Consider the following 26917-nt stretch of genomic DNA (forward strand, 5'->3'; position numbering starts at 1 on the left):
CATGGAATAAAGCTTAAAAACATCCTAACTACACTGTTAGATTTCAGAGAGTCTACCGGTGTTGTAAGTCATACGCCATGTTTGTTCTCTGCTATGCTCTTAATCTACTTGAGAGGGCAGTCGCATGACAACAAGTCAACATGTTAATTTGGAACAATTTATTGAGGGTGTTATCCGCCGGAATCCAGGGGAAACTGAATTTCATCAGGCTGTGTATGAGGTAGCAGCAGATATATTCGATTTTATTGCCGACAAACCTATTTACCACGAAGCGCAAATTTTACGTCGAATCGCCGAGCCGGATAGGGTGATTTCCTTCCGGGTTTGCTGGGAAGACGACGCGGGCAATGTTCGTGTGCAGCGTGGCTATCGCGTGCAGAATAATAATTCTATCGGACCTTACAAAGGCGGTTTGCGATTTCACAAAAGCGTTAATCAAAGTATTTTGAAGTTTCTCGCCTTCGAACAGACATTTAAAAACAGCTTAACCGGCCTGCCGATGGGTGGGGGTAAAGGTGGTTCTGATTTTAACCCCAAGGGTAAATCTGACCATGAAATCATGCGCTTTTGTCAGTCGTTTATGACTGAGCTATTTCGCCATGTTGGGGAGGATACTGATGTGCCAGCAGGGGATATCGGTGTGGGCGCGCGCGAGATCGGTTATATGTTTGGTCAATACAAGCGAATTACCAATCGCTATGTGGGCGTACTAACTGGTAAGGGCTTGGAGTGGGGGGGGAGCTTGGTTCGCAAAGAATCTACTGGCTATGGAGTGGTGTATTTTCTGGAAAATATGTTTAAGCAAGATAAAGGGACGATTGAAGGTAAGGTTGTCGCAATCTCTGGTGCTGGGAATGTTGCCACGCATGCAGCCGAAAAGGCTATTCAGCTTGGCGCTAAGGTCATTACTCTGTCGGATTCTACCGGCTTTATTCATGATCCAGACGGTTTCAATCGTGAGAAGGTTCAATGGGTAGTCGATCAAAAAGCGCACAGTCGTGGCAGTGTCGCGGACTACGTTAAGGTGTTTCCGGTGGCGAGTTTTCACGAGGGTGAGCGTCCTTGGGGCGTTAAATGCGATGTGGCGATGCCCTGCGCGACTCAAAATGAGTTAAGCGAAGACGAGGCAAAAATACTGATTAAAAATGGCGTGAAGGCCATTGTTGAAGGCGCGAATATGCCTTGTAGCAATGATGCGATCGCGTTGTTTCGTGACGCGCGAATTTTATTTGGACCAGCCAAGGCTGCGAATGCGGGCGGCGTAGCGGTATCAGGTTTAGAAATGAGCCAAAACAGTACTCGAATCAGTTTGAAAGAAGAGGAACTGCAGGGCTTGCTGCGGGAAATTATGGAGAATATCCATCAGAATTGTTTGGAGTTTGCGGTACAAGCCGATGGATATGTCGATTATGCCAAGGGCGCAAATATTGCGGGTTTTAAGAAAGTCGCCAATGCGATGTTGGCATTTGGGATTGTGTGAAAATAACAAGGCCGCCAGAGGGGAATTCGGGCGACCTTGTTGTCGTGCAGGTCCAATGCTGCATTCGAGCGGGTCAGTGCTTCAATAATTCAGTGACCCGCTGGTGTACTCTATCGAGCAGCAGCGAGGGCACCTAACAAACGCTTATTGGCTTCAGTTAGTGCTGCGCTAGCTTTTGCTTTGTATTCGTTTGGATTGGCCATGATGTTGATGTCTTTAGCGCTAGACGAACCGCCGCTGACTGCGCCCAATACTGAAGAGAAGACGTTAGCAGCCTTTTGTAGTCCGCTGGTAGAGTCTTCGCTCTTGCCGTATGCGCCGGGAATAACAACGGGTGCTTGTATGAGTAGTTGGCCGTTAGGGTCATTGAAGGTGCTAGTTACACCGCGTATCCAGTTAATGCCAGAACCTGGCACGACTTGGATACCTTGACCAACACTGACTTCTGCGGAGTACTCGGCGCCTTTGATATCAGAATAGGCATTTGAGCGATATTCTGTTTCGCTGCCAAAGTAGACAAAGTGCACTACGTAGTTGGCATTAATAATAGGCACCTGTAATTGACCTGCGGCGTCATAGGCTTGATATGGCAGCATACCGCCAATGTTTTTGCTAATCAGTTTCTTGCCCGTTGGGGCAAACGTGGCGTCTTCACGACTCCCGCCAGTGACCATTTTAAATGACGATGTGGTTTTTCGTGGACTGTCGTCGTATTTGATCTTTTGCCAAGTAGGATTACCTGTCAGTGCGCTGTCATCGCCAATGGTATAGCCGTTGGCGCGCAGCCCTGTAGTAAAGTCTTTATAAGCGGCATCGGTAATACTTTGCATTACCTCATCCGGTACGCCGTCGAGTTTGGCTCGAATTGCACTACTTGCGTAGCCTGTGTCGCTGCTAAACATAGAGCTTTTTGCTGTTGCAGAGGTTTTGTCAAAGGTGACGAATGTTACGCTGAACTCACCTATTAATACTGTGTTTTGTCCGGTGAATGTTTTGGCGTTGGTGATTGCAGTGGGTTCGACGACCTTTGCACTGCCGCCGCCACCGATACCAGCGCATGCGGTGATTAGCGTGAGAATCGCAGCGGATAAAATAATTCTTTTCATTGGGGTTGCTCGTGGTTTGCCTAGTGTAACGGCAATCATAGAGCGGTGATGAATGTCGGATAACCCCCTGTTTAAGGGGGGGGCGCTGAGCGGCTAATTACAGCAGAGCATTTCGTAATTCGTTAATCTCTTGCTTTGCTTCTGCTAAAAACGCCAAGCCCTGTTCTGGGCCCATTTCCTGTAGCCGTAATTTGCTGAATGCCGGTAATCGCGATAACTGGGGTAGTTTGCCGTGGCTGCGTTCGTCCAAGTAGGTGTGATAGCGCGCGACCAGAATAAGGTCGCTTAAATTTGCCTGTGGTTCTTTGTCGTACATCCAGTTTTCGCGGTTGAGACCGACGAGTATAAGTTCTTCGTCGAAGTGCCAGCTATGTAATACAAGGCCGCTAATCTTGCCGGTAAAGCCTGCGAGTAATTGTTGGATCGTTTTTGGGTCTGAGCACAGGCTAGGGAAATCCTTTAAGTTTGCGAGTAGAGGCAGCGCGCCAATGTCTTGAATTAAGCCGGCTAGCAGTGCGCGATCTGGATCAAATCCGCAGTGTCGTGCCATCACATGGGCAAGCGAAGCTGTGTAGACACTTCGTCGCCAAATGTCGCTCATGGCTTGTTTTACGGTTGGGTCTTTGATTAGGAATAGGGTCTTGAGTGCGTAGCTGGCGGTGAGGTCGCGGGCGGTATTTAAGCCCAGACGACGGATCGCCATGAAAAGATCCCGCGCAGGGTTGCCGCGACTGTACAGCGCACTATTACTTACTTTTAGCAGGTAGGCGCTAAGTCCTGGGTCCTGCTGGATAAGTCGGACTAGGTCATTGATGTCTAGCTCAGCCTTATTGATGGCAACGCGAACATCTATTGCGATGTCAGGGAGGCTGGGAAGCTCTAAAGTGCCCGCGCGCAAAGAGTCCGTCACTACTTTGAGTAGCTGGGCTTTCGGCGTCAATGTGGTTGCGGACGTATCAACGGGCATAGGAAGAACAGAATAATAAGCGACCTTATACCTTGCGGTTTGCTCGCTTATTACTCAATAGGGAATTGCCGTAGATTAACTATGGGGGTGTAGATTAGGATGTCCCAATGCAATGCGGTTGCATCGGGGCATCCCTAGCCGAGTTAGCGACTTTGCGACTCTTGATGTGACAGGAATTCGTCGTAATTTCCTTGGAAATCAATCAATTGCTGGTCTCTTATCTCGACGATACGAGTGGCTAGCGACGACACAAACTCGCGGTCATGGCTGGCGAAGATCAGCGTACCTTCGTAGTGCTCTAGGGCAAGGTTGAGGGCTTCAATCGCTTCCATATCTAAATGGTTTGTTGGTTCGTCCATGATTAAGACGTTGGTGTCTTGCATCATTAATTTGCCGAACAGTAGGCGGTTTTTCTCACCACCGGAACAGACCTTGGCGCGCTTCTTAAAGTCGTCGGAGGAGAATAATAGGCGGCCCAGTGTGGCACGCACTATTTGATCGTCGTGCTCTGGTTTACGCCACTGACTCATCCAGTCGAACAAATTTAGGTCGTTGTCAAAATCGGCGGTGCTGTCCTGTGGGCAATAGCCGAGGGTGGCATTTTCTGACCATTTAACAACGCCCTCTTTGGCGCTTAAGTCATTCATTAGACAGCGCAAAAAGGTGGTTTTACCTGCGCCGTTTTCACCTAATACGGCCAAGCGGGTGCCAGCGTCGATAATCATATTGCCGTCTTTAAACAGGATCTCGTCAAAACCGTGGCTGATATGTTCTAGTATCAGCGCCTGACGGTGGAGCTTTTTGTCCTGTTTAAAACGAATATACGGTGATTGGCGGCTAGAGGCTTTGATTTCGTCTAGCTGAATTTTGTCTATTTGCTTGGCGCGCGAGGTGGCCTGCTTTGCCTTGGAGGCATTGGCTGAGAAACGGCTAACGAATGCTTGCAAGTCAGCAATTTGGGCAGATTTTTTGGCATTCTGCGATTGCGTGCGCTCGCGGGCCGCAGTTGCTGCGGTCATAAAGTCGTCGTAGTTGCCGGGATAAACACGCAGCTCACCGTAGTCGATGTCGGCCATGTGAGTACACACTTCGTTTAGAAAATGGCGGTCATGCGAAATAATGACCATGGTGCTTTTTCGATCGTTGAGCACACCTTCCAACCAGCGAATGGTGTTGATGTCCAAGTTGTTGGTTGGTTCGTCGAGCAGCAAAATATCGGGATCAGAGAATAGTGCCTGTGCAAGTAACACCCGTAGTTTCCAGCCGGGAGCGACTTCACTCATTGGGCCAAAGTGCAGCGCTAGATCAATACCGGCACCCAGTAATATTTCGCCGGCGCGGCTTTCTGCGCTATAACCGTCCATTTCCATGAACTGGGTTTCTAAATCCGCAACCTTCATGCCGTCTTCTTCCGACATTTCCGGTAGCGAGTAGATGCGGTCGCGTTCTTGCTTCACTGCCCACAGTTCGGAGTGCCCCATAATTACCGTATCAATGACCGAATACTGCTCAAAGGCGAATTGATCCTGACTCAGCGTACCGATCCGCTCGTTGGGGTCGAGAGAGACGTTCCCCGAGCTGGGCTTAAGGCTGCCGTCCAGAATCTTCATAAAGGTAGACTTACCGCAGCCGTTTGCGCCGATAAGGCCGTAGCGATTACCTCCCCCAAACTTGACGGAGATGTTTTCAAAAAGCGGCTTGGCACCAAACTGCATGGTGATATTTGCGGCGGAAATCAATGTTGTATACCCAGTATGTGTGAAGTGAAAAAATATCAAAAGAGGACGATATGCGGGGCGCGAATTGTACGTGTTTATTGGCCTCAGGTCGAGGTTTGGTCGGGTTTTGGCGCAATAATGAGAGAAATTAACAACTTTGAGGAATATGACTTCTTTTTGTATTGGAAAACTGAGATGTGACGGCTAGCTTGGCCTGAAGTTGATGTTGCAGATTGCGTCCTAGAGTTTGTCGTTAATTAACAGCGAAGTCGTCGTGCGCCGCTCTTCTATTTCTTACCAGTCGGCGTAATTTATGGGTAACTAATAAAACCATAAAAACGAGGTAGCTATGAATACAGCGACACGAGAGCCAGTGCCATTCTGGGCGCGATTCTTTTTGGCGTTTGCCGATATAACCATCTTTAATGCACCTGGCCGCCCTTTTATGAAAGTCGCCTGGGCGGTAGATTTACATAAAATATTCACCCTGTTCATTATTTACGGAATGATGAACTACTACAGTAACTTTAGTGTTGGAGCATGGGTGTTCCTTGGCTTGCACGGTATATATGGTTACTGCTGGCTCATAAAAGATTTCGGTTTTCGCGATCATCAGCTAGAAAGTAAATTAAGCTTTTTAGGGTTCATCAATTTATATGTTTTGTTGATTGCCTGGTATTGGCTGATGCCGTGGCTATTTATTGCGCGTGCGATTGAGCCTTCGGGATTGGTTTTGTTTATCGCGATAGCAATTCATACTCTGGGGGTTGTCACAATGATTGCTGGCGACGGCCAGCGCCATTGGATACTAAAATACCGCACTCAGCCTGGTCTCATTCGCGAGGGTATGTATCGTTACACACGTAACCCTAATTATCTTGGTGAGCTTATGTTGTATGCGGCCTATGTATTGCTGGCTGACCACTGGATAGCGTGGGTAATTTATTCATATATGGCGATCTATTTTCTTGCGCGCATGAAAGGAAAAGATAACGCTATTTCTCGTCATCCAGGTTGGGCGGAATACAAAGCGCAGTCGGGTTTAGTTATTCCTTGGGCCCTTATTAATGGTCGTGCGATTATGGAGCAGATGAATAAAAATAAGAAAATAACGGGGTCACAATTACATGAAAAATAGTCGTGCTTGGCGAGGCTTCTTTCAGTTCTCTGCAATGTTTAATTTTACTGCGGCATTTGCCATGCTTTTTGTGCCAGAGCTGTTGTTCAAAATTTTAATGATGAGCGACACGCTGACCGCTGAGGTAATTCCGTGGTTACACCAATTTGCAGGTTTGGTGTTGGTGTTTGGTATGGGGTATTGGGTTATTTCAAAGAATCCAATGCTTCATAAAGATATTGTGTGGATGGGCTGTGTTGGGAAGACCGTTGTATTTGCTATTGCGTGGATTGATATCGCGCTATTTAATGCGCCAGTCGGTTTCGGGGTTTTGGTGATTGCTGATTTAATTTTTGCGATGTTCTTTGCGATGGTATGGGCGGCTAAGGAATAATTTTTAATTTTTAATTTTTACTTTGGCCGTCTTTTATATAGTGATCCGACTTGCTAGCTTCTATATCTGTTTGGGCCTCTAATCCAAACAGATATATTGCCAAACAAGTCGGACCAATTTATTGCCTTTTTACAGCCAAGGGTTGTTCATATATCCCAGTTTGTGGAATTTCTCAATTAACTCGCGATGACCGAATGCACCCGCTGCAGATTGGAAGCCAACCGCTTTAAGTTCACCATTTAGCAGCCGCTCTGAAGCCTCCGCGCAGATTTCACCGGTAAAGGTATAGGGGGCATTGAGCGACAGCGGGAATACGGTGGTGACTTGTCGGCCCTGGCCGATACAGGTGATAACAGTTCGGTGAATGTCCTGGCTGTCTTTTGGTGGCTCTGCTGGCGTCATCTCATCACCGAATTGATTGGTTAGCTCTTCTTTCTGTTCCTGATTCATTCCCACCGATTCTTTGTTAAAGCGGTGAATTATGCCGACTACGCCTTCGATAATTTCGTCGCCAAAGGCGGTTAGAACTTTACAGTTTCTTACCCGTTCATCGTGCTCATACCAGACCGGTTCACAACCGCCGCCCCAAGGTAGGGCCAGCGCGGGCTGAGTCATATGGGGAACGCAAATGGTGAAGTGGCGGTCGCCCTGCCACTCAATCATCTCATTGTTCTTCAATAAATATTGAGGGTTGTTCACCATGCGGAGGAAAGATTTTGTTGACGCCTGCGAGGGGAGTGCGTCGTTAATTTGATAGCTCAGATCTAAGCTGTCTACACCCTCGGTTTCAAGTGCAACCTCGGCCGCTAGTGCACCGGCGCACCACATATAGCTGTTTGCTGGGCTAAGTAATAGATTTTTTTCTGCAAAGGCTTTGCCGTATTGGTCACGTACTGCAATAACAAAGTCTTGCTCGCCAGTGGTGTCTAGGTAGTGGCAATTTGCCTCGAGGCAGGTTTCAACAACCGGCCATGCTAATTGCATAAAAGGGCCGGCGACATTGATGACCACTTCGACTTTGTCGAACCATGGTAGCAGCTCCTCGCGGGTGTTGGCGGCTTGAACAATTGTCGCCGGTGCTTTGCGGCCCAGGCGCTCTTCAACGATGGCGAGTGAAGCCTCTAATTTGTCTTGGCTTCTGCCAGCAAAATAGAAGGGCATGTCGCGTTGCGCCAGGCATTCGGCCACTAGTTTTCCGGTATAGCCGCTGGCACCGTATATGAATATGCGTGGTGAGTTTGACATAAAATTACTCCGTTATTGTCATTATCAAAAATTATTATCAACCAGCGTGCAAAGAAAACTGGTGGTGATTTAAGGTATAGAAAGTGGCTAAATCTAAGAATGCGAATTACGGACAGGTGCTTGCGAAATGCGGACATCGGTGCTAATTTGAAAATAAAAAGGTCGATATGAAGCCAAAGTATCATTCAGCAAAAACTATACTTTCTCCTCTGACACGTTTACGAGACGTGGGTATTTCCGTTGGTCAGGCCTTGACTGGAACAGGACTTTCACTGTCGATATTAAATAAGTCAGAGCAGCACGTTAACCTCAGCCAAGAGCTTATGTTTTTGCGTAATTTGCGCAAGGCGACGGGCAATCCGGCAATTGGCTTGAAGGTTGGCTCATGCTATCCACTTAGTCTGTTTGGTATCTATGGCTATGCCTTGATGAGCGCGGCAACGGTGCGAGATGCCCTCAAACTAGCTTACGAGTTTGTCGAGCTGAGTTTTGCATTTTATGAACATAAAATGTCATTTCGCGGTGATCATATTGTGATGAGTATGAGCGCCGACGATTACAATGACGATGATGTCGCGATGCTCAATGAGCGCGAAATGATTGCCACGCTGATGATTTTGCGCGGTCTAATGGGCGAGGATTTTCGCTTACATTCAGCAACATTATGTAATGCACCGCAGGCATCTGTTGCCGAGTACGATAAATATTTTAATTGCCCTGTCACGTTTAACGCTGATGAAAATGCCTTAGTTTTTTCTGCTGATTTGCTGCAGATTCCAATTCTGCAAAGCGATAGTGATACGGCGAGCTTGTGCATTGAGCGCTGTGAAAGGTTAAAGGCAAGGTTGACGGAAGAGTATGATATTGAAGATGAGGTGCGGGAATTAATACTGCTGCGACCGGGCTATTTTCCGCCTATTGAAGAGTTAGCTGCCAAACTAAATATGTCTGGCCGGACCTTGCGGCGCAAGCTGACAGCACAGGGAATTGGCTATCAAAAGATAATTGATGATCTGCGTTTTCAACTGTCCAGGGAGTATTTATCAACCACTAATATTAGTGTCGAGCAGATGTCGCTATTGCTGGGCTATAGTGATCCCGCACATTTTTCTCACGCCTTTCGCCGTTGGGCTGGCGTGGCGCCGTCAGCATTTCGATCGTCGTTTGTCGCGGCGTCGCGGTAACGGAGATCGCTGGGGTTTACTCCGGTCCAGCGTTTGTAGGCATGACAAAAACTGGATGAATCAGAGTAGCCAAGTCTTACCGCAATTTCCTCTATCGTAAATGTCGTGCTTTGCAGGTATTCGATGGCGAGATTTCTGCGCACATCTTCAAGAATATCTTTGTAACTGGTGCCTTCTGCGCTGAGCTTTCTTTGTACCGTTCGCGCCGTCATATTGATGCGCTCTGCTATTGTCTCTAAGGTAAAAATCTCCCGCGGTGACGACAGGATGTGGTTGCGCACGACGTCTGAGAAGGTGCTGTTTCGGGCCAGCTGCAGGCAAATTTTGGCGCATTGATTCCCGTAAATTCTCGCCGTTTCAGGCTCAGATTGTGCCAGCGGGTGATACAGCAATTTACTATCGAAAGCGTAGTAATTTTCTGATGAATTAAAATGAATGGGGCATTTGAAATAGTGACTGTAGGCGTGGGCGTAGGCGGGCTTGGCTTGTTTTAAATGGACTTCTAAAACAGGAAGATCTTGGCCCAATGCTTCTTTAAAAATAGTGTGGGACGCCACTAGACCTCGATCGACCATATACTGGTAACTGCCACCAAGATCTCGTAATTTCTCTAGACTAACGTAGGCCCTATCGCCTCTAACTGTTGTGTTCCACTGCATGTATGTCCACGTCATTAAGATATTTTTATACAGCATCGCCATGCCAGATAGCAGGTTTTCGCTGGTCATTATGGCAAGGCCTAGCAAGCCATAGGCCGATAAGTGGTAGCGCCCACCGACAATTAAACCGAGCTCAGGAACGTCGATGCTTTCGATCACGGCGGTCGTAAAGTTTAATTCTTGAAAGGGTGTCAATTCGTATGTTGGGTCTTCAAGTGCTTGAGCTGGAATACCAGACGCGTCAAGCATGGGGGCTGGGTCTAAATTGTACTCCTTTAGTAGGGAGATCAATGGGTTAAGCCCGTAACTCAGATGCCGGGATGGTGGGGTGTTTAGTGACGACCTTAGCTCCATGACTGGAATCTCTTATTTTAATTATGAAGGCTGTCGTAAATTAACAACCATAATGTCCTCTGTAAACATCTAACTTCTCATTTCGCGCGGATAGTATGGTCACCTAATTATTGATTTCTAAAAAAACCATAACAATAGAGGTGAGAAAATGACTAGTCAGTCTGTCCAAGAGTTAGCACATGTTGAAAGTAGCGATTATCGTAATTTGGATGCTCCAATTTATTCATGGGATAGCACACCAAAAGGTGCCTTAACTATTTCTGGTGCAGAGGCAGCGCTGCCTGAACACATTGCTGAGTTTCAGAAAACGCTGCGGAATTTTGCGCTTAATGTCGCGCGCCCGATTGGCATTAAGTTAGATCGTATGACGCCAGAAGAAGTTATCGCCAAGGATTCACCATTTTGGGAATTCCGAAAAAAATATTTGGAGCTGGGTGTTACGGTTGAAGCGCTGGGTGAAATGGAGCCGCAGGAAGCGGCGTTGTTGTTTTCCATTTTATTTGAAGAGCTGGGTTACGGCGATGCTGGTTTAGCGATATCGGTAGGTGCGGGAATTTTGCCCCAGTGGTTGTGCGCGAAGTTTGGACGTCAAGATTTGCTTGATGAATTTCCGGATGCGGTATTGGGGTGCTGGGGAATAACGGAACCAGATCACGGCACAGATATGCTCGACCCCAGTCGTCAAATTGTTTATCCCGGTAGCTCATACGGACGTCCCAATTTAGTGGCGGATTTAACGGGTGATGACATTGTTTTGAATGGTCAAAAGTCAGCGTGGGTATCTAACGGTGTTATTGCTGATGTGTGCATTTTGTATTGTGCGGCGGATTCAGGAAATGGGCCATCGGCTACTGACGGATGTGCACTGGTTTTTCCAATGAATTTGCCTGGTATTAGCCGTGGTAAGCCCTTAGATAAACTGGGGCAGCGAGCATTAAATCAAGGCGAAATATTTTTTGATAATGTGCGCATTCCGCGCAAGTATTTGCTGGCTGGGCCAGAGGATTATCAGCGTGCTGTGTATTGTATTCACGCCGAAGCCAATGCCTTAATGGGTGCGACGTTTACTGGTCTTGCACAAGCTGCTGCTGATTTGGCGCTCGACTATGCCCACGAAAGAAAGGCCGGTGGCGTTCCTATCATTATGCATCAGTCTGTGCGTACTCGACTGTTCCACATGTTTAGAAAAGTAGAGATCTCTAGGTCGGTTACTCGCCGAAGTCTGAACTTCAATAATGACCCTAAATTGGGTACGCCATCGTTATGCGCTGCAATGTTTTCTAAGACAACGGGCACTCAGAACTCGTTTGAGGTCACCAGCGATGCCTTGCAAATTTTTGGTGGAAATGGTCTTACCAAAGAATATCCACTAGAAAAAATGCTCCGCGACGCCCGAGCGTCTCTTATCGAAGATGGCTGTAACGAAGTCTTGGCCGTTAAGGGCGGCAGCTACCTTATCGATAGTGAAAAACTTTCATAAGGAAGTAATGCCGTGAAACAGAATGCTTATGTTGCCGGCGTCGGAATGACGCGGTTTGGCAACGCTATGGATAAAAGCCTCAATGATTTGGCCTGCGCATCAATCAAGGATGCGCTGACGGACGCCGGTATATCGAAGGATGAGCTAAACGCGGCCTATATGGGTAACGCAGCTGGTGGCGTTATCACTGGTCAAGTTTGTGTGCCTGGGCAGGTCGCGCTGCGCAGCATGGGGATTAGTAGAATACCTGTTATCAACATCGAGAATGCCTGTGCGACGTCTGCGACAGCCTTTCAGCAGGCTTGTACCATGGTGACTCTCGGAGTCTATGATGTGGTGTTGGTTTGCGGTTATGAAAAGCTATATCACGAAGATAAAAACAAAACATTTTCTGTTTTTACTGGTGCTATTGATGTTACCCAAACCGAGGCAATTACGAAGCGACTGCAAGCGCGTAATGAGGCTATAGGCCACACGTTAGATATGAGTGGCGCGGGTAGCAGTCGTTCTATTTTCATTGATATCTACGCTACTTGGGCTCGGGAGCATATGCATCAGTACGGCACGACCCGCGAGCAGTTGGCGGCGGTGTCAGCTAAAAACTCCGTGCACGGTAGCTTGAATCCAAGGTCACAGTTTCAAAATGTAATCTCGATAGCGGATGTTCTCGCTGCTCGCGAAGTGGTTGCACCACTCAGTTTACCGATGTGTGCACCGATTGGTGATGGTGCGGCAGCGGTGATTGTTGTGAGTGAAAGTTATGCCAAGAAAATAGGGAAGGGACGCTGCATTAGAGTAAATGCGTCTAGCCTACACAGTGGTTGGGAGGCCGGTGATAATGAGCTGCCGATGGTGTCATCCGCTGTTGCCCAGCTTTATGAGCAAGCTGGTTTGGGAGCAGAGGATCTCAACTGCATTGAGCTGCATGATGCATCTGCTATTTCAGAAATAAAATACTACGAATACTTAGGTCTGTGCGCGAATGGGGCGGGCGGTGAATTTGTCGCCAGCGGCGCGTCATCCCTAGGTGGGCGGGTACCGGTTAATACGTCCGGTGGACTGATGCGAAAGGGGCACCCTATTGGTGCCACTGGGGCAGCACAAATTGTTGAGCTTGTTATGCAGCTTCGCGGTGAAGCAGGAGCACGTCAGGTAAGTGGTGCTAGGGTTGCACTTGCCGAAAATGGCGGTGGTTATATTGGCACCGATGCCGCTGCTTTGGTGCTAAGTATCTTGTCAAAAGAATAATAAAGGAAGGGATATGAAAGACCTCAGAATATTTTCGAATTTAATTGAAGATAAAAAAAACTCAAATCCAAATCTTGATGTGCTGACATTCGTGAATGTGCTTCCTTGCGGCGATCTTGAGCACGAAACGAGAACATATCGAGAATTATGGGAGCAGGGGCAGCGTGTCTTTGCCGGCCTGAAGAAGGAAAACATGGCGCCCGGTGATAGTTTTGCCATTGTGATGCAGAACCATCCAGAGTTTGTTGACTGCATGGTGGGGAGCTCGCTTGCCGCGACGGTATTTGTTCCCATTGATCCGCGTACCAACGGTGAGCGCCTTGAATATATGTTGAGCTGGGCAGATTGTCAGGGCGTTGTTTGCGCTGACTATTGTTTGAATAATGTATTAGCCGCTTGCAAAAATTTACCTCAGATACGCTGGATCTGGGTTATGCACAGCGGTGAATTAATAAAAATGCCGGCTAATGACCCTCGTCTAAAAAAATGGAGTGATATCGCACACGCGCCGCTGAAAGAATCCGAGGGCCGTGTACGCAGTGCAGATGACACAATGCAAATGTTGTATACGTCGGGCACCACCGGCGACCCAAAGGCGATCCGCGCACCATACACTCGGTATGACACGGTTGCGTCAATCGGGCCGATGATAGGTCTTCGTCAGGATGATAGGCCATATACAGGTTTGTCTTTTACCCATGCAAATGCCCAGTTAATTAGTTTGGGAAATATTTTAAAAATGGGTTTGCGTGGCGTTATCAGTCGCAAATTCACCAAGTCGAGATTGTGGGATATTTGCCGAGCTTATAGTTGCACCACATTTAACTTGCTCGGCGGTATGACAACCGCGATCTACAGTGAGCCGGTGCGGCCGAATGATGCCAATAATCCTGTGCGGTTTATATTAAGCGCCGGTATGCCTGGTGCAATTTGGAAAGATTTTAGTAAGCGATTTGATGTAGAGCTGTTTGAGTTTTACGGCGCTGCTGAAGGCGGCATGATGTTCAATCCGCCTGGTGTGGGACCCATTGGGAGCATTGGTAAGCCACCGGCCAGCTTAACTGCCCGGATTATTGATGAGCAGGGCAATCCATGCGCACCAGGTGAGCGTGGAGAAATTGTTTTTGAGGCAGCGTCAGGCGAGCCCTTGGCTGTTGAATATTACAAAAACCCTGAAGCATCAAGAAAGAAGACCTGCGAGGGCGTGCTTTATATGGGTGATATCGGGCATCAAGATGAGGAGGGCTGGTACTACTTTGACAGTCGTAAAGGAGATGAAATTCGCCGCAATGGAGAGTTTGTCGATATTGCCAGAATAGAAAAAATCATTGCTGAATTCGATGGTGTTGAAGATGTTTTTGTATACGGCATTCCCTCTTTGAACGGCGCTCCCGGGGAGAAGGATGTTATCGCTGCAGTGGTACCAGTGGAAGCGAAATTATTCGACCCAGATGTGCTGGTGAAGCACTGCAGAAATGTATTGGGACGCAATGATTTGCCAAGTTATATCCAGGTAATGTCGGAGATTCCTAAAACCGCGTCTGAAAAGCCGCAGTCGCGTTTTTGCTACGAATTTTTTATGGAGCAAAAAAATCACGTTTATGACGTTGCTTCCTAATTAAAAAAATAAAAATAATAAATATTTTTTGTCGTAAATTAACAGTGAAAGGGTCGGTAATGAGCATTACCGAAACACCGGTTTGAGACTAGTATAGTTATATTATTTGATAAAAATATTGTGTGTTAATCAAATAAGATAGGATTTAAAAAAACTATATCGTAGTGCTCAATATAGAAACTCATAGCAGCGCGAAAGTTAAAGTTTTGCCGGTAGATAGAATTGAGCTTTACTGCACAAAAATATAAATACGAGATATAGGTGTGTGATTATTCGGCATAGCGCGCTTGGCGTTGAAATTATAAAGGCAATCCTCCCCATTTGGGCAGGTCTTTTCTAATTGATCGCGAAGTAGGATTGGTTTAACTGGTCTCAGGCAGTAATAGCACAATATTTCAGTTTGTATATTAGTGATTTGTTAAATGATATTCGTGGCTGGCAGAGATGTAGCCAAACAGCGAAATAATAATTGTGTGTGAAGAGATTCCTGAATATCTCTTTGCCATGAAAGAGGTAGAAAACCTTAATGAATACAATAAGAAATAGAATAGCGTTAGCGGTGTTGGAAAATAGGAAAACTGCGTGGTTTTTCTTTATAGCCGTGACAATATTTTTTGCTATGGGCTTAAAAAACGTTGAGCTTAAAACGATATTCTCTGATTTGCTGCCCAAAGATGACCCTTTTATTCAAGTCTTTAAAGATCACCCAAACTTTGGGAATCCCTTGACCTTTACGTTAATGGTAAAAACGAAATCGGGGGATATTTACAACGCCGACACCCTCGCCAAAGTGTGGCAATTAACGCGTGATATCGATTTGTCTCCCGGTGTGGATCATGATCAGATATTGTCAATCGCGTCGGCCAAAGCGCGCTATGCAGAGGCTACCCCTTTCGGTATTGATGCGCAGCCACTGATGGGTGATTCGGTGCCGGTTACCGATGAGGAAATCGCCCGATTTAAGGAGAATGTGCGAAAGTCACCGAATGCACAGCAGTTCCTAATATCTGGCGATGAGACCGCAACGATCATCTCGGCGACATTTATTGAGCAGCGCTTAGACTATGGCGTCGCCTTTAAGTTTGTTAAAGATCTTGCCGATAATGCCCGCGATGCTAACCATGAAGTTTATATGGCGGGTCAGCCGGCGTTGACTGGCTGGGTATACGAGTACCAACACCAAATGATCGGGATTTTTGCGATTACTTTAGGTGCTCTAGTTATTGCCTTGATTCTGTATACCCAAAATATCGCCGGTGTTGTTACGCCGGTGTTTGCCAGTATCGTAGCGGCAATTTGGGGTTTTGGTTTCGCCGGTTGGATGAGGCTGCCAATAGAGCCCTTGTTGATGATCGTGCCCCTGTTACTCATTGCTCGGTCCTTCAGCCATTGCGTGCAGTTTACCGAGCGCTTTTATGAAGTATTTGCACAGGTGGGTGACAAAGTGCGTGCGGCCGGTATTACCACCGGGCTTATGTTAGCGCCGTCGATCTTAGGGATTATCACTGACGCGGCGGGTATTTTTCTTATATCAATTGCGCCGATTCCCGCGATGGAGCGTTTCTCTCTGTTTTGCGGCTTCTGGGCGATGATGCTAGCACCGACAGGGGTTTTCTTGGCGCCGCTGCTGTTGTCGATATTACCTGCTCCGAAGAACCTTGATAAGATTATTTCTGAAGAGTCGGGTGGTGTGCACGGCAGGGTGAAGTCGGTATTGGCGTGGATCGCGACATTCTCACAGGGTAAGCGTGCGCGCTACACTACGCTAGTTGTATTACTTATTGCGGGCTTTTCCTTTTACCACTCTTCTCGTATTCAAATCGGTAATCCTGTCGAAGGCAGTAATTTGCTGTGGGAGGATTCTGAATACAATGTATCGGTGTCTGAAATTAATCATCACTTCCCCGGAGTAAATACCCTTGAGGTTATCCTAGAGGCGAAGGATTCTAATAATCCAAACCGTGTTGCCCGTCAGGCGGAAACGGTTTCGACGATGTTAGAGCTGCAAGCCATTATGGAGGCCGGTGAAGACGCACCGCGCGCGACCTTGTCCTTCGGTGATTTCTTGATGGACGCTAATCGTCTGATTTCTGGCGGTCATCCTAAGTGGTTACCTTTAGACAATACAGACTCGGCGGTGAACGCCGCAACGTCCGCTGTTTTGATGGGTACCAGCCCTAAGGCCTATTCCCATGTTGTCGATTTTGAGCTGCAAAATTCTACAGTATCATTTTGGTATCCAGATAATAAGCAAGCGACAGTCGATCACGCACTTGCCTCTGCAGAGGCTGCGATAGCCAAAGTAGGAATCGATCACCCCGATTTCATTGTTCGTCTTGGCAGCGGCACTATCGCTATACAACAGGCCATCAACCATGTGGTCGAGCGTTATCACTGGTTGATTATGGGCTTGCTGAATCTCGTTATTTTGTTGGTATCGAGCTATGCCTATCGCTCTTTAGTGGCGGGTATGGTTTTGCTTATCCCCGTTAACCTTTCCAATATGATCCTGACGACGTGTATGTCGTTTATGGGTATCGGCTTAGATATTAATTCATTAATGGTGGCGGCAATTGGTGTTGGTGTGGGTATCGACTACGGCATTTACCTGCTGAGCAGAATGTGTGAGGAGTATCAAGAGCGCGAGGATTATGGCCAGTCGATCACTGCGGCATTAACAACTACTGGCAAGGCTATCATGTTCACTGCCAGCATTATGTTAATAGGTATTTTGCCATGGTACTTCTTGTCTGGGCTTAAATTCCTTGCCGATATGGGCCTGCTGCTCGTGCTAGTGATGCTTATCAATATGGTGATTGCGCTAGTTGTATTGCCGCTGTTGGTATGGCTTATAAAACCTAAGTTTATTTCTAGCAAAGACATTATGGTGCTGGGGGAAGGTGTCGATATAGCCAAGTTAATGGCTGAAGATGCTAATCAAAAACAAGCTAAAAATCACAACAATTTAAAAGCCGAAACAGTGTAAAGACTCTGTTCTGAATACTGTTTCAACACGACGTAAGAAGACAACAATAAAAGGGTTTATCCCAGAGGAGTATTATGCGTATTAAAAAATATGACACCAATTTTAGTCGTCGTCGTTTTATGGAAAACACCCTCAAGGGAGTGGGGGCGGCTGGCGTACTAGCCCCCTTGTGGCCACTTATTGCCAACGCAGGTGATGTGAGTAAGGCCTACCCGGATGAACTTTTGTCTATTGAGATGTATACCAAGGGCAAGGTCAAACCGGGCGATATCATCACCGCCGACAATGTTGAATATGTAAAAGAATTGTTAGACCCCATTGCCTATATACACGTTAAAGAAATGGGGCGTCGGATTCATATTGTTGAGCCGGTTAAGGATGTAAGTCGTATATTTCCTACTGAATATTTAGAAGCGACGTTGCGAAATCAAGGCAAGGCGGTTATTGGTAAAGACGGTAACGTTTACACTAAAAGCGGCGAGCCGTGGATTGGTGGTACGCCTTTCCCCGAGCCCAAAAATGGGGTTGAGGCGCAATACAATTTGACCCTGAGCTGGGGGCGTCACGATTATTCGCAGTATGCAGTGCGGGATTGGGATATCGATTCATCTGGTGACTTGTCTTATCAGTATGATTTTGTATGGACGGAGTTAAATACCACGGCGCGTACCGACGGCACTATTTGGAAAGATAAGAAAGACCTCCTGCGTTACCAGTCAGTGTTCTTTACCGCACCAAACGATAGTGCCGGTACGTCGTTCTTAAATATTTGGGACTACGATCAACGCAAGTTCCCTGAATTGCACGGTTATATTCCTGCTTTCCGTCGTGTTCGCCAGTTCCCTACCAACCAGCGCTTTGAACCCCTGGTGCCGGGTATTACTTTGTTCCTTTCGGACGCTTGGGCCGCCGGTGATCCATTGCAAACTTGGGGTAATTATAAAATCGTTGGTCGTCAGCCAATGCTGGGCGCGATCGGTTCCAGAAACTTCCACGGCGGCTATCACGATAACTGGGAAAAACCTGTTCACGGCGGTCCTAAAGATCAAACCTTCTTCGATACCTATATGGAATTGGTACCTGAGTGCATCGTGGTCGAAGCAGAGCCAACCGGTTATGCGCGAGCGCCCGTCGGTAAAAAGCGGGTTTGGATTGATGCTAGAAATCAGATGTATGTTGCCTATGTTGTCTACGACCGTCGCGGCGAAATGTGGAAGTCGTTTGAGCCACACTACGCGATGCAGGATAACGACAAGATGACCCGTAACGATGGCTCTCATCCCGCTTGGTCTTGGTCTAGTGTGCACAGCCACGATATTCAGTCGAATCGTATGAGTCGTTTTGTTCAGGCTAAGTCGGTCACGGGGGGTTACCAAAGCGGCTACGATCCTGGCGACGTGGATGTCTTTAATAAGTTCCTCACAATTCAGGCCATGCAGCGTCTTGGGGGTTAATGTGAGAACGGTAAGCAATAAGGTGAAATGCGTTCTACCGCTGCTCTTTGTTACTGCAATAGGCGCTGCTAAAGCAGCGCCATTGCAGAGTGAGATGGTTAATCAGGGGCACACTCATGAGGCTTTGTTTGCCATTAATGTGAGCAAAGATGGCCTTATTGCGGTTGGCGGCGCCGGGCAAATAAGCAGCAGTAAAGACGGCCAGTCGTGGCAGCGAGTTAACGTTGACTTGGCGGGCCGGTCTTTATTGGCGGTGTCTGATTTGAACGGTAATGCTATTGCGGTTGGTCAGCAGGGTGTCATCGTTCGACGTCAAGGCGAGGCGTGGCTAGAGCAGACCTCGCCCACCACCGAAAGATTGTTCTCTGTCGCACAAGATGGGGCGGGATTTGCCATCGCTGCCGGCGGCTTTGGCACGGTTTTACGCTCAATCGACAGCGGTGCGAACTGGGAAAAATTGGCTATCGACTGGCAGGAGTTAATCGGCCAGCCCTACGAACCCCACGTTTACAACGTCACTGTGGATGAGCTGGGGCGCGCTTATATGGCTGGGGAATTTGGCATGATTGCGCGATCGGAGGATCAGGGTAAGACCTGGCATGCCTTGCATAGCGGCGACGAGTCATTATTTGGTTTGGCCTTCGGTGAACGCGGTTTGGCTTATGCAGTAGGGCAGAGCGGCACCATTTTGCGCAGTGAGGACGGCGGCGACAACTGGTCAAAAATAGACTCCGGCAGTGACGCCATTTTGCTAGATGTGTCTATTCGTGGCGATGATCGCGCAGTGATAACCGGTATACGTGAAGCCCTATCGGTTGCCGCTGGTAGTTCAAGCGCTACTCGACTTGATAACTCTCAGTTGCTGACATCGTGGTACTGCGATGTCGGTGTGTTCAAAGGTGATTTCTATGTGGTCGGTCAAAAGGCCAATGTTCTAAAACTCTCTATATAAAAATATTTTTTGGAGATTATTGTGTATGAAAAATAATAATCAGCTGGCGACAGCTATCTCCGTGATCTCGATTGGATTAAGTAGCCAAGCGTGGTCGGCAAACGGAGAATTGTTCGGGATCGATTATAGTTCCAGTGGTTTCATTCGCTTGGAGGCAGCGGCCAAAACCGTTGGCGAAGAAAACCCATTTAATCAGCGTGGCAATGTATTTAATGGCGTAGCTATCGACCGTGATGGTGGTCTCAATGCTGGCACCTTACTCGGTTTAAACCTACCGTTTTCTGTTGGCTTGCCGCTGACTGATACGGCCACTCGCAATGGCGAGCAAGCAAATAACGATTTCAATTTTACCCAGGTGAGATTGGAAAATACCGTGCAGCTGCGTTTCAGTGACAACTGGTCTGCGACAGCAAAAATACGCGGTATTTTTGATGCCGCGCAATACGATGAGTTTGACCCAAATAGTGTGAACAGTAATGCGGCGGGATTTTTATATGGTGAGCCAAATTACTTTGAGTACGATGACTATGAAACCGGCGGCGAGCAAAACCGGCTGGAGGTTGCCGGTGATAATTATATGGTCGATTTTCCATCACTGTATATCGACTACCAGAATGGACCTATTTTGGTTCGCGCAGGTAATCAGCAAATAGCGTGGGGGCAAGCACTGTTTTTTAGGGTAATGGACGTTGCCAATGGTTTGGATTTGCGCCGCCATTTGATTTTGGATTTTGCGTCTGAAGAATATGCCGATGAGCGTATTTCGTCCCCTGCAGTTCGTGTCTCTTACCAGCTTAATGCCAGTTGGGAGCTGGATATGTTTGCACAAGCATTTCAGCCAACTATCTACGCAAACCCCAATACACCCTATAACGTGATTCCCAGTCAGTTTACGGTGCATGATCGTTATAGCGATGCCAACGAGAAGATTAATAGTGGCTTTCGTTTAAAAGGCAATATTGGTGATTTTGGTTTGCAGTTTATGTACACCAATCGCTACAACCCGGACGGGGTTATTCGCTGGACCGCCTCGAACGTAAATAGAGATGCGCCGGGGATTCCTGGTAGCGGTTTAATACTATCTCAGACGCCACTTGAAATTGATCCGACCGGTGTGTGGAGCGCAGAGGAATGGTTTACCTACGCCGGTATGGCAAGGTTGGATGGCGTTGAGGGTTTGAATAAGCTGATTACCGATTTCCCCGCGTCGCAGCTGCTGTTGGCGAGGCCGGTAAATGGTATTGATGCTGCGAAAGAAGAGCTCGACTTGTTCTTTATTCTCACTGGCGGTGCAGGTAGCGTTATAACCGGAAATGGCATGGGTGGCTTACGCGGCCATATTGAGCGCGAGTACAAACGCGAAGATGTGTTTGGTACCGGTTTCAGTTATATCTTTAGCGGCGAACCGGGCAGCTGGCTTGACCAGTTAATACTTAACTTTGAAGTATCTTTCACACCAGATCGCGTATTTACCTCGCCAGATCTTGGGCAAGATTACTTAGTCGAAGATGAATATATTTCGGCACTGGTGCTAGAGAAATATCAGCGCTTTAGCCGAGAGTTCCCAGCGACATACTTTGTGTTTCAGTGGATGCATCGCACGGAGAGTGATTTGTTTGGTCGTCACTTGAGTGGTATGGGCGGGACGTCCAATAATGCGCCAACAGGTGTTGATGGTTGGGATGGCTTGGTGCTGGCTCTGCAACAACCTTTCCCCGGCTTGGTGTGGCGAGCTGACCTTTCGGTTTTATACGATACGCGCGGCGGTATTTTTGTCCAGCCAGCGCTGAAGTGGAAGCCAAGTGGTAATTGGAACGTCGAAGCCTTTTATACTTATATAGACGACGATATTAGTTCCGATGCCAATGTAAATATTATGCAGACCTTTGACTGGGCGGAAGAATTTGGCCTAAGGGTAGCGTATCAGTTTTAACAACCCACCCTTCCGAGGCTGTGTGCCTCGGGTCTTGTCCATGTAATAACGGGACCTTTCCGGCGGTTAACTCCGCCGGCTTTTTCGTCAACGGGACACGTGATGGTATTTCATATAAAACGATTTGATCGCAATTACGCCCGCCGTCAATTTTTAAAGAAAACGGCAGGGTTGGCTGTCGGTGGTTTACTGATGCCGGTATGGAAGGCCATGGCGAATAATGGCGATTTCGCTCCGGCCTATCCCGACGAACTACTGTCGATAGATGAATACACTAAAGGTAAATTAAAAGCCGGTGATTATATTGACGCAAGTAATGTCGATATTGTTAAAGACCTACTTGAACCCGTTAAATATTATCAGATTAAAGAAATGGGTCGCCGTTTGCGACTTAGGGAAACCACCCGCGACATCATGAAACTTAGCCCGTGGGAATATCTTGAAGCCAGTTTCAAAAATCGCGGTCAGGCCAAATTTGATGACAAAGGTAATGTTGTCACATTGGATGGCCAGCCGTGGATCGGCGGTATGCCCTTTCCCGATGCAAAAAATGGTCTGGAATTGTTTGCCGGATTGACCATGAGTTGGGGGCGTCATGATGCTTCCTTTTATGCCATTCGCGAATACGATTTGAGTCGCGAGGGGAAAGTCAATTATCAGTATGAAAATGGCTGGGCAGAATATGCTCCGACAGGTCGTCTGGTCTTACCAGATGTCTATTGGAAGGGCCATGAAGATAAGTTGCGTTATCAGAGCGTCTTTTTTTCCGAACCGGATAGTGTGCGCGGCACGTCGTATCTGAATATCTGGCATTACGATCAGAATAAATTCCCTGAGTTATACGGCTATATTCCCGACTTCAAACGTATTCGACGCTTTCCTACTGACCAGCGCTTCGAGCCCTTGGTACCTGGCTCAAGTTTGTACTTGTCCGATGCCTGGGCCGCCGGCGACCCACTCCACACCTGGGGTAATTACAAGATTGTCTCCCGTGGTCCTATGTTGGCTGGTGTGAGCGGTGGCTGGAACTCCGCAAGTGAAAGTTGGGCGCACACAACCCACGGTGGCCCAAAAGGTGAGACCTTTTGGGATACCGATGTTGAGTTAGTGCCAGAGGCCATAGCGGTAGACGCCGAACCGACCGGTTTTCCACGCGCCCCGGTGGGTAAGAAACGGGTGTGGTTTGACGCGCGCACACAATTGCCATTAGGCATGGTGTCCTTTGATCGGCGAGGGGAAATATTCCGCTCCTTTGATGGTGCTTACGGGCTCTATGAAGATGGAGACAAGCGCGTGATGGACGGAAAGCACCCGTATTGGTCGTGGGGGCATGTGCATGCCTTTGACGTTCAAACAGGGCAGATGACCAGACTCGAACAGATGGCCAGCATGAGCGGTGGTCATAAAATGATGGTGAACTCCCAAGATATCTATGATCGCTATTTGACTAACGGTGCTTTGCGACGCCTAGGTAATTAATAAACAATTTTATTGTGAGGAAAATAAAATGACACAGACGTATAAAGCATTGGTTGCAAAACGTCAGGACGGAAAATTAGCGGTCGGTTTTGAACAGCTTAGCGCATCTGAAATTGGCGATGGAGATGTGGAAATTGCTGTTGAATATTCAACCTTGAATTATAAAGACGGTCTGGCAATGAGCGATGCGATTCCTATTGTTCAGAAAGATAAATTAATACTCGGCATTGATATGGCGGGCACTGTTGTGGGCTCAGAAAACGCTCGCTTTAGTGTTGGTGACAAAGTGGTGCTTAATGGCTATGGCGCCTCGGAAACTCATCATGGCGGTTACACTCAGCGTTTGCGCACTAAAGGTGAATACCTGGTGAAACTACCAGCGGGTATCAGTACTCGTCAGGCGATGGCTATTGGTACGGCTGGATATACTGCCATGTTGTCCGTAATGCGTTTAGAAAGTCTTGGGGTAGTTCCTGAGTCTGGTGTTGTTCTTGTGACTGGTGCATCAGGTGGAGTAGGAACCGTTGCTATTTCACTGCTGTCCGCCCTTGGCTATCGGGTTACTGCGTCTACCGGGCGGATGGATGAAGCGGGTTTTTTAAAGGGCCTAGGTGCAAATGACGTGATTAATCGCGCCGAGCTTTCTGAGGCGGGTGAAATGATGCAAGCACCGCGTTGGGCTGCGGCGGTCGATTCCTGTGGTAGTCATACGTTGGCGAATGTCATTGCACAGCTTCATTACAGCGGTGTGGTCACCGCCTGTGGTTTGGCGCAGGGCTTGGACTTGCCGAGTAATATGATGCCGTTTGCTTTACGCAATGTGTCTTTACTCGGTGTTGATTCCGTACACGCACCTATGCCGTTAAGAGAAGAAGCGTGGCGTAGATTGGCAAAAGATTTAGATATGGAGAAATTGGAAGCCTTGACCGTAAATATCCCCTTCGATGAGCTTCCCGCTGCGGCCACTAAGATTTTGCAGGGTCAAATACGCGGGCGCGCCGTAGTTGAAATTGCGAGTTAATTCTCGCTAGATAATTTCTAAAAATAAAATAATAGGGAAGCAGATATGAAAGATGAACTTAGCGTTTTTGGTTTGGAAGGCAAGGTTGCGGTAGTGACTGGCGCGGGTGCGGGTATTGGAGAAGCCTGCGCCCGTATTTTTGCGCAAGCCGGCGCGGCAGTCATGGTCAGTGATATTAATCTTGAGGCCTGTGAGCGTATTGCTGCGGATCTAAACGAGCAGGGTTTTCAGGCAAGGGCAATGCGCCTAGATGTCACTAGCGAGGCGGATTGGGCTGAGCTTAAAACAGTGCTGCAGGCTTGGAAAAATCGCTGGGATGTTTTGCTCAACAATGCCGGTATTTATATTGGTGGCATGCTTGAGAACAACACTAGTGCGCAGGTAAGTAAAATTAATCAGATCAATATTGAATCAGTATTTCTTGGTACCCGTGCGGCGGCGGAAAGCATGAAGCTTGGATCAACCTTTGGGCACGGTGGTTCAATTATTAACCTGTCGTCAATTGCCGGTTTGATCGGTGTGCCCGGACATAGTATTTACGGTGCAACTAAGGGCGCAGTGCGCTCTTTAACTAAACACAGTGCTGTTGAGTTTGCTAAGTTTGGTTACGGTGTTCGTGTTAACTCTCTGCACCCAGGTTTAATCGAAACCGCAATGGGAGATCAGGCCCTGCAAGACTTTGTTGATATTGGCGTTGTTGCCAATGTTGATGAGGCCGCTGCTTTGCTGAAGTCGGCGATGATACCCATGGGGCGGCTCGGTAACGTAAAAGACATTGCGAATGCAGCCTTGTACTTAGCATCTGATGCCAGCTCCTATGTAACAGGCATTGAGTTAACCGTTGATGGCGGTTTTTGCGCGGCGTAATAGTAGGGAGTAGTTTGTATGTCTCTTGAAACTAAGGTGGCATTGGTAACCGGGGCCGGTGTTGGTATAGGTGAGGCGACGTGCAGAGGTTTAGCTGCCGCTGGTGCGCTTGTTGTGGTTAGTGATATTGATCAGGTCGCTGGAAATCGAGTTGCTGATGACTTGAATAAAGGTGGGTATCAAGCGGTATTTATGCGTCTCGATGTTTGCGATGAAGCCCAGTGGCGTGAGGTTGTCGCTGATATTGTCGCGCGCTTTGGTAGCTTGCATATACTGATCAATAACGCTGGTATCGCCAATATCTGCGGGGTTGAAGATGAGACCTTAGCAGGCTGGCGTAAAACTAACACCATTAATAGTGACGCGGTCTTTCTCGGTACGCGGGAAGCGATTCGAGTGATGAAGGAGTCTGGCGGCAGTATTGTCAATGTTTCTTCGATAGAAGGTATTGTCGGTGACCCAATGTTGCCTGCCTATAATGCGAGTAAAGGAGCCGTGCGAGCCTTTACAAAATCTGTCGCGCTTTACTGCGCTGACAAGGGCTATCCCATCAGAGTGAATTCTATGCATCCGGGCTATGTGGCCACGCCATTAGTGAGCGGTGCCTTGTCACGTTTAAGTGATAGCGATGCTGAGGCCTTTACCCAGCGCGTGTTGGCGAGTATTCCAATGGGGCGTATGGCTGAGGCGACTGAAATCGCGAAGGGCATCGTATTTCTGGCGTCCGATGACGCGAGTTATATGACGGGCTCTGAATTGATTATGGATGGCGGTTACACCGCGCGTTAGCGGCGCTTGCCGATATTGATTCGAACATTTAATTAACTACGACATGATAAAGGCAGCTTATGCGCGAGCTATTAATTTTTCCGATGATAGCTTTGCTCATTGGGGCTTTTATTCCTGTGCAGGCGTCGATGAACGCGGTTCTAAGTAAGTCCTGGGGTAATGTGTATTATCCAACGCTGTTTCTTTTTTCCGTGGCGCTGCTGTGTATAGGCATCCTAGTGGTGGCAAAAGGGATTAAGCCACCTGAATTATCGGTGGCGATTAGCGCACCTCCTTACGGGTATTTTGCTGGTCTTATTCTTGGAAGTAATATTTTACTGATTACCTATTTAGCTCCTCGAATGGGTATGGGCAACGCAATTTTCTTTGTTGTAACAGGACAAATTGTTGCCGCGGTGCTCATTGATCATTTTGCCCTGCTTGGTGCGATCAAGACGCCACTATCGTGGCAGCGTATTTGCGGTATTGTGTTAATGGTGTTCGGCTTAGGTTTGGCGCGGTCTTAGACTGAGATACCTACCTTTAACTTCTTGGCAGAGTGTCGCTTGAGTTCCTAGCTTGCGTATAATAGCGAGATTATCTTTCGCCATTACGATGAGCCCTTCCTCATGCCTGAAAATATCGAACTTAAATTATCCCCTCTTAGCCGGACTATTGAACAGGACGGTAAAAAGCTTCGTGTCGAAATTTATGAAGATGGAGATGGTGGCTGGCTGCTTGAGGTCTTTGATGAATTTAATAACTCCACCGCGTGGGAAGATGCTTTTGAGTCTGACCAAGATGCCTTATTTGAGATAGAGGCGACGATCAGGGAAGAGGGTATAGATTGTTTGATTGGCCCAGTTGATGGTGGTTTTGCTTAATTC

At 47.7% G+C, this 26917-nt stretch carries 22 protein-coding genes; 17 read left to right on the forward strand and 5 right to left on the reverse strand.

Annotated elements, in window-relative coordinates; all coding sequences use genetic code 11:
* The first annotated feature begins 124 nt into the window (after window positions 1-124).
* Entirely contained in the window at window positions 125-1480 is a 1356-nt protein-coding gene (gene gdhA, locus O9X78_RS16145) for an NADP-specific glutamate dehydrogenase (RefSeq protein WP_269620763.1), read from the forward strand.
* A 110-nt stretch (window positions 1481-1590) separates the two neighbouring features.
* Here the strand turns inward: gdhA and O9X78_RS16150 are convergent, their stop codons facing one another.
* The 3 genes from O9X78_RS16150 to O9X78_RS16160 form a co-directional block, all read right to left on the reverse strand.
* Window positions 1591-2586, reverse strand: a complete 996-nt coding sequence (locus O9X78_RS16150; protein WP_269620764.1) for a hypothetical protein — start codon at window positions 2584-2586, stop codon at window positions 1591-1593.
* Between the two features lie 97 nt (window positions 2587-2683).
* Entirely contained in the window at window positions 2684-3553 is an 870-nt protein-coding gene (locus tag O9X78_RS16155; RefSeq protein ID WP_269620765.1) for an HDOD domain-containing protein, read from the reverse strand.
* 143 nt (window positions 3554-3696) lie between these two features.
* Window positions 3697-5292: an ABC-F family ATPase gene (locus tag O9X78_RS16160; protein WP_269620766.1), complete on the reverse strand. Its 1596-nt coding sequence runs from the start codon at window positions 5290-5292 to the stop codon at window positions 3697-3699.
* A 328-nt stretch (window positions 5293-5620) separates the two neighbouring features.
* Between O9X78_RS16160 and O9X78_RS16165 the strand changes: the two genes are divergently transcribed.
* Window positions 5621-6409 (forward strand): methyltransferase family protein, encoded by a 789-nt coding sequence (locus O9X78_RS16165; RefSeq protein ID WP_269620767.1) that lies wholly within the window; start codon window positions 5621-5623, stop codon window positions 6407-6409.
* The gene (locus O9X78_RS16170) at window positions 6399-6782 is read left to right on the forward strand and encodes a hypothetical protein (RefSeq protein WP_269620768.1); all 384 of its coding nucleotides are present in this window, start codon (window positions 6399-6401) and stop codon (window positions 6780-6782) included. The genes O9X78_RS16165 and O9X78_RS16170 overlap by 11 nt, the downstream gene beginning before the upstream one ends.
* A 129-nt stretch (window positions 6783-6911) precedes the next feature.
* On the opposite strand, the gene O9X78_RS16175 is transcribed toward O9X78_RS16170, so the two are convergent.
* Entirely contained in the window at window positions 6912-8027 is a 1116-nt protein-coding gene (locus tag O9X78_RS16175; RefSeq protein WP_269620769.1) for a saccharopine dehydrogenase family protein, read from the reverse strand.
* 167 nt (window positions 8028-8194) lie between these two features.
* Between O9X78_RS16175 and O9X78_RS16180 the strand changes: the two genes are divergently transcribed.
* Window positions 8195-9211: an AraC family transcriptional regulator gene (locus tag O9X78_RS16180; protein WP_269620770.1), complete on the forward strand. Its 1017-nt coding sequence runs from the start codon at window positions 8195-8197 to the stop codon at window positions 9209-9211.
* Here O9X78_RS16180 and O9X78_RS16185 read toward each other — a convergent pair.
* Complete coding sequence (locus O9X78_RS16185) at window positions 9139-10224, reverse strand: AraC family transcriptional regulator (RefSeq protein ID WP_269620771.1); 1086 nt, start codon at window positions 10222-10224, stop codon at window positions 9139-9141. The two genes, O9X78_RS16180 and O9X78_RS16185, sit on opposite strands and share 73 nt — an antisense overlap.
* 148 nt (window positions 10225-10372) lie before the next feature.
* Here O9X78_RS16185 and O9X78_RS16190 point away from each other — a divergent pair, with 148 nt between their 5' ends.
* From O9X78_RS16190 to O9X78_RS16250, 13 genes are all read left to right on the forward strand, one after another.
* Complete coding sequence (locus O9X78_RS16190) at window positions 10373-11704, forward strand: acyl-CoA dehydrogenase family protein (RefSeq protein WP_269620772.1); 1332 nt, start codon at window positions 10373-10375, stop codon at window positions 11702-11704.
* Between the two features lie 12 nt (window positions 11705-11716).
* The gene (locus O9X78_RS16195) at window positions 11717-12952 is read left to right on the forward strand and encodes a thiolase family protein (RefSeq protein WP_269620773.1); all 1236 of its coding nucleotides are present in this window, start codon (window positions 11717-11719) and stop codon (window positions 12950-12952) included.
* 13 nt (window positions 12953-12965) lie between these two features.
* Window positions 12966-14570 (forward strand): AMP-binding protein, encoded by a 1605-nt coding sequence (locus O9X78_RS16200; protein ID WP_269620774.1) that lies wholly within the window; start codon window positions 12966-12968, stop codon window positions 14568-14570.
* A 526-nt stretch (window positions 14571-15096) separates the two neighbouring features.
* A complete protein-coding gene (locus O9X78_RS16205) occupies window positions 15097-17556 on the forward strand; it encodes an efflux RND transporter permease subunit (RefSeq protein ID WP_269620775.1) in 2460 nt (819 codons plus the stop codon).
* Between the two features lie 74 nt (window positions 17557-17630).
* Complete coding sequence (locus tag O9X78_RS16210) at window positions 17631-19010, forward strand: DUF1329 domain-containing protein (protein WP_269620776.1); 1380 nt, start codon at window positions 17631-17633, stop codon at window positions 19008-19010.
* Between the two features lies 1 nt (window position 19011).
* Window positions 19012-19962, forward strand: coding sequence for a WD40/YVTN/BNR-like repeat-containing protein (locus tag O9X78_RS16215; protein WP_269620777.1), 951 nt, complete (start codon window positions 19012-19014; stop codon window positions 19960-19962).
* Between the two features lie 25 nt (window positions 19963-19987).
* Window positions 19988-21895 (forward strand): DUF1302 family protein, encoded by a 1908-nt coding sequence (locus O9X78_RS16220; protein ID WP_269620778.1) that lies wholly within the window; start codon window positions 19988-19990, stop codon window positions 21893-21895.
* A gap of 102 nt (window positions 21896-21997) precedes the next feature.
* Window positions 21998-23374 carry a DUF1329 domain-containing protein gene (locus O9X78_RS16225; RefSeq protein WP_269620779.1) on the forward strand — a complete coding sequence of 459 codons (1377 nt, stop codon included), beginning with the start codon at window positions 21998-22000 and terminating at the stop codon, window positions 23372-23374.
* 28 nt (window positions 23375-23402) lie between these two features.
* A complete protein-coding gene (locus O9X78_RS16230; protein WP_269620780.1) occupies window positions 23403-24395 on the forward strand; it encodes an MDR family oxidoreductase in 993 nt (330 codons plus the stop codon).
* Window positions 24396-24440: 45 nt separating this feature from the next.
* Entirely contained in the window at window positions 24441-25262 is an 822-nt protein-coding gene (locus O9X78_RS16235) for an SDR family NAD(P)-dependent oxidoreductase (RefSeq protein ID WP_269620781.1), read from the forward strand.
* 18 nt (window positions 25263-25280) lie between these two features.
* A complete protein-coding gene (locus tag O9X78_RS16240) occupies window positions 25281-26051 on the forward strand; it encodes a glucose 1-dehydrogenase (RefSeq protein WP_269620782.1) in 771 nt (256 codons plus the stop codon).
* 59 nt (window positions 26052-26110) lie between these two features.
* A complete protein-coding gene (locus O9X78_RS16245; RefSeq protein ID WP_269620783.1) occupies window positions 26111-26557 on the forward strand; it encodes a DMT family transporter in 447 nt (148 codons plus the stop codon).
* A gap of 102 nt (window positions 26558-26659) precedes the next feature.
* Window positions 26660-26914, forward strand: coding sequence for a hypothetical protein (locus O9X78_RS16250; protein ID WP_269620784.1), 255 nt, complete (start codon window positions 26660-26662; stop codon window positions 26912-26914).
* Window positions 26915-26917 lie beyond the last annotated feature (3 nt).

The organism is Zhongshania aquatica (assembly GCF_027257955.1).
Classification (GTDB): domain Bacteria; phylum Pseudomonadota; class Gammaproteobacteria; order Pseudomonadales; family Spongiibacteraceae; genus Spongiibacter; species Spongiibacter aquatica.